The following is a 5,105-nucleotide window of genomic DNA, read 5'->3' on the forward strand; positions in this document are numbered from 1 at the left end:
GGCAACGCGGGGGCGGCCGAGACCGCGTTGGGCGGCTTCGAGATCTTCCTCTTCGAAGATGCCGAGCTGAGCGGCATGAACATCCGACTCACGTCGCCGACCAACGACATCACCATCGCGATCACCGACCGGCAGGTGAACCCGCACACCGCGTCGGGCGCCGACGACACCATGATCGCGATCGATCTGGATGCGCTGCCCGGCTTCGACGGCACCTTCATCGACACGATCAGCGTCACCGACGACGGGGTCGAGATGTCCAATTCGCCCTGCCCGCGGCAGGGGGAGACCAGCGTCGAGCTCGACGCGGTCGTCGTGCGTCGTTCCGCCACCGCGACGCTGATCGACGTGGCCAAGAGCGCCGTGCCGACCAGCGTCAATCAGCCGGGCGGACCGGTCACCTTCACCGTCCAGATCAACAATCTGAGCACGGTCGACGCGGTCACCGTGTCGAGTGTCACCGACTCGATCGCCGGCAACCTCAACGGGCAGGGCACCTGCGTGCTGCCGCAGAACCTGGCGGCCCTGGTGGGGTCGTACACCTGCACCTTCACCGCCAACGTCACCGGATCGCCCGGCAGCGTCGTCACCTCGGTGTCGGTGAGCGGCGTCGACGACGACGGCGGGGCGGTGGCCGGCAGCGCGACGGCGACGGTGAACATCATCGGCTGGACGCCCACCGTGACGCTGACCCCGTCGCTCACTCCGACGGTCACCAACACTCCGACGGTGACGCTGACGCCGTCCGCCACGCAGACGGCGACGCCGACGTCGACGGCGACGCCGACGTACACCGAGACCAGTGCGGCATCGCCGACCGTGACGTTGACCCCCAGCGTCACGGCGACGCCAACCGACACCATCCCGCCGACCGCGACGTTCACCGCCACCCCCACCCTGACGCTGACGCCGACACCGGATCCGTGCGGCAACGGCGTCCTCGAAGGCGATGAGGCGTGCGACGACGGAGACGAGATCGACGGCGATGGCTGCGAGCACGACTGCCTCGTGACATGCCCGTACGATCCGCCGGGCGCGCCGACCGTGCGCTTCGTCAACGATGGCGCCGGCAACGATGCCCCCGGCACCGCCGCCGGCTGCGCCAGCGCGGGCTACAGCACCATCCAGGCGGCGATCGACGACTCCGCCGATGGCGACGTCGTCCGCGTCTGCCCGGGGAGCTACACGGAGTCGGTCGCGGTCACCAAGGAAGTGGCGATCGAGTCGACCAACGGCGCGGCCGCCACGACACTGACCAGCGCCGGCGTCACCTTCAGCGTGCAGCGCAGCGGCGTGTCGATCCAGGGGCTGGCGCTGGAGGCGGGTGGCACGGCCGTCCTGGTGAGCAATATCTGTCCGCTCGGCGAGCCCGGCTGCGCGCAGCCGGGTGCGCGCGGCTCCAACCTCCGACTGACCGGCAACAGCATCCACGACTCCGGTATCGGCGCGGTGTGGACGGCGCGCCTCGATTGCGCCAGCGTGGCGCAGAACGCCTTTGCCGACAATGATCGCCATCTGCTCATCAACCAGGGCAGCGGCGCTCCGGCCACCAACGTTACGATCGACAACAACACCTTCGACCGGGGCGGCGGCGCCGGTGTGGCCGGCGTCGAGGTGAGCGGAGCGGCGGCGATGATCGACGCCAATCAGGTGCGCGACGCCATCGGCACCGGCGTGCGAGTCGGCCCCGCCGTGGTGCAGTTCACCGTCGGCAGGATCGAGCGCTCCGGCGAGTCGGGCATCGTCGTCGACGGCGCGACGGTCGTGCAAGAGAACAATATCCTCGACAACACGGGCGATGGTGTCACCGTCGCCCCCGGCGGTGCCGCGTCGGTCATCTTCAACAACAACATCGTCGGCAACGCCGTCGGCCTGGGCAACGACGCCGCGAGCGGCGCCGTCGACGCGGATGAGAACTGGTGGGGATCGCGCACCGGCCCGAGCGGGGTATTCACCGGCGCCGGCGATTCGATCGTCAACCGCTCGACGGCGACGACGACCTTTATCGAGTACCTCTGCGGCCCAGCGCCGGCCGGGTTCCCGAGCGAGGGTGGCGTCTGTGACGAGGATTCGATCGCTGACCTGCAGCAAGTGCTCGAAGGCCGCAATCCCGACGTGGCGCCGAACGGCCGCTTCATCGCCTTTGTCTCCGGTGCCGACGGCGATGAGACGCCGCGGTTCGGCGAGGACAACACCGACGGCGGCGACGAGATCTTCCTGCTCAACCGCAAGCCGTCCAAGCGGATCGGGTTCTGTCTCGGTGGCCTGGCCTCAGGTGGACCGTGCTCGAAGCACGCGGCCTGCGGTGGTGGGCTCGACGGGAGTGCGTTCGTGCTCGACGGGGTGTGCGTCGTCGTCGATCAGCTGACGACCGGGCCGGGCGATGCGTTCGCCGCCACGCCACGGGTGCCCAAGCGGGGCAACGTCCTGTTCTCGTCCACGGCCGACCTCACCGGGGTCAACCCGGACGGCTCCAGCGAGATCCTGCAGTGGGATCGCCGCCTGGCGAAGCTGAATCCAGCCAACGCCCTGATCGACATGACCACCGGCGCATCCGGCCAGGACTCCGCAGAGGTGTCCGTCGGACGCAATGGCCGCTACACGGTGATGGAGTCGTCGGCCGACCCGTCGGGCTTGAACCCGGACGGCAACGTCGAGATCCTGCACCACGACGGCAGCTTGGACGGCTGGTCGGCGGTGACGACCACCGCGCTCCCGGTGGAGAACCGACGGCCGTCGACGCAGACCGGCAAGCAGGTGCTGTTCGATTCGAACGGCGACCTGCACAACAACACCGACCTGCCGGGCATCGACAACGCAGATGGCAACCGCGAGGTCTTCTTCGCCAAGCTGCGCGGGGCCGAATGGGTGATCACCCAGATCACCGATACGGTGGCCCCGGCGGTCAATCACGCCGGCGGCGTCGCCAACCGCGGTCGTATTCTGGTGTTCAGCTCGACGGCCAATCTGACCGGGGCGAACGCCGACGGTAACGAGGAGGTCTTCGTCTACCGCGACCGCACCGTGCCCAAGTACGAGCAAGTCACTGTTTCGGGCGCCGGAGAGAACGTGCATTCAACGATCAATCCGCGCGGCCGCTTCGTCGTCTTCGAGTCGACCGCCGATCTCAATGTCGATCCCATGACGGCCGCCAACCGGCGCGTCTTCCTGGTCGATCTCAACCGCGCGCCGACCGAGCCCAAGCGCCTGCGCGCACTGTCCAGCTCGCTGGTCGGCGAGAACACCTCGCCGCGCATCAGCGACGGGCGGTTCACGGTGTGGGACTCCACCGCCAACCTGACGGGTTCCAACTCGGAGGGTGAGCGGGTGATCTACCTCTTCGATCGCCGCAAGGACGATTGAGGCGCGATCCCCACGCGTGCCGCGGCCCGTACGCATTGAACGGCCGGGGGGTGCGGCGCGAGCCGCACCCCCAAGCCGGGGAACGCAAGCGTTCCCAGGGTGCGTCGTAGTTTAGAAGCTCTTGCTGACCGAAGCGGCGCTGACGTGCCCGATCAGGGGCGCGGACGCTGCTTCCAGGTCGACCGGGATCGCGGCCTGCGCAGCCAGGCCCTGCATGGCCTTGCGGGCCAGCCGGCTCGGCTCGATGTGGCCGTTCTCCCAGCGATTGACGGTCGAGACCGTCACACCGATCGCGTGGGCGAATTCTTCCTGCGTCATGCTGAGGCGTTGACGCAGGGTCGAGATCACTGAACCGTGACTATTTCCTCGCTCGTTCATCATCATCCCTTCCTCCTACTAGTTGCGCCTGGGGTATCAATTGCGTTCAGCACGGCACGTGCCACTCCCATCGACGACATTTCGACAGAACGTATGATGCTACGCTATGCGGTCGTGCTGTCGAGAAATCGACGATCCGTTTCAAATCGGTCACTCTGCCTCGCGAGCGCTGTGTCACCCGCCGGTCCGCTGCCGTGCGGCTTGCCATCGACTCTCCGCGGATGCCGCAAATTCAAGCTATTGCAAGCTTCTGCGCTGGTTGACGCAGATGTGACGCGTGGGCATAAGCTGCGAGGTGGTGAGTCGGAGGAAGGTGCGTCTGGGGGGATGGGGCGCGAGTTTGCTACTGGTCGCGGCCATCGTCGCCGCGCCGGCGTATGCGATTGCCCCGGCGTCGCTCCCCGGTGACGCGGACTGCGACGGCCTGGTCACACGCGGCGATATCGACCAATTGTCAGCCGAATTGGTCGATGGCGACGGCCAATCGGTGGTCGACGTCGACGGCGGCACCGTCGTCAGCTGCCGCGGGGTCGATGCCAACGGCGACGGCGCGGTGACCGCCGCCGACATTTCGGCGCTGACCCGCCTGGTATACGGCGAAGACGGCAGCCTGGGCCCGATCGTCACGTTCATCGGCATCGCCTCGGCCGACGGCACGATGACGATGCCGGTCGGCGATATGCCGGCGCCGATCTTTCAGGCTCTCGCCGGGATCGGGTTTCGCCTGGTGATCGAGGCGGCGCCGGGTCGCTCCGGCCTGCCGGTCGGCCAGAACCTCGTCAACGGCACGCCGGGCGACCCGACCGGCCCGCCCGACCTGCAGGCGCTGGTGTCGCGCAACCTGGGCGACGGCAACCTCGCCGTCTGTGGCGAAGGCGGCGTGCCCGGCATCGCCCCGCCGCATTTCGGGCCGCTGCCGGCGATCACCAACGCGCTGAAGGACCTCGCCTGCCGCTTCGACGCGGTGTCGAACCCGGCCGCGTCCTGCACCCTCGACGCGTTCGGCGCGCAGCGCTTCGTCAATCCTGCCTCGCGCACCCAGTTCTGCCTGCCGGTGTCCAGCGTCGAGGGGTTTCAGGACGGCGCTACGCAGGTGACGGCACGCGTCCGAGACATCGCTGGCAACGTCGGGCCGGTCGCCCAGATGTTCCTGCGCGTCGGCGATGCGCCGCTGCCCACCCTGACCCCGCGGCCGACCGCGACGACGAGCGCCACCGCGACGCTGACCGCGGCCGCGACGCTGGAGCCGACCGAGACCGCGGCGCCGACCGGCACGGCGGTCCCGACCGCTACCCCGACGCCGCCGCCGGCCGATACGCCGACCGGCACGCGAGTGGCGACCGCGACCGCTACGCCGAGCGCGA

Annotated in this window: 1 protein-coding gene and 2 pseudogenes; 2 read left to right on the forward strand and 1 reads right to left on the reverse strand. The window is 68.7% G+C overall.

From position 1 onward, the window contains the following. Positions 1 to 3,363, forward strand: a pseudogene (locus tag ACRDUX_RS26840) (hypothetical protein); the annotation flags it as partial. A gap of 111 nt (positions 3,364 to 3,474) precedes the next feature. Here ACRDUX_RS26840 and ACRDUX_RS26845 read toward each other — a convergent pair. Then, positions 3,475 to 3,747 carry a helix-turn-helix domain-containing protein gene (locus ACRDUX_RS26845; protein WP_526418231.1) on the reverse strand — a complete coding sequence of 91 codons (273 nt, stop codon included), beginning with the start codon at positions 3,745 to 3,747 and terminating at the stop codon, positions 3,475 to 3,477. 292 nt (positions 3,748 to 4,039) lie between these two features. Between ACRDUX_RS26845 and ACRDUX_RS26850 the strand changes: the two are divergent. Beyond that, positions 4,040 to 5,105: pseudogene (locus ACRDUX_RS26850) on the forward strand (hypothetical protein); the annotation flags it as partial.

Origin of the sequence: Mycobacterium sp. (assembly GCF_050701675.1) — a bacterium.
In the GTDB taxonomy this organism is placed as follows: domain Bacteria; phylum Actinomycetota; class Actinomycetes; order Mycobacteriales; family Mycobacteriaceae; genus Mycobacterium.

Coding starts and splice junctions, on each gene's coding strand:
- ACRDUX_RS26845 (WP_526418231.1), bottom strand. CDS start 3,747: ATGATGATGAACGAGCGAGGAAATAGTCACGGTTCAGTGATCTCGACC.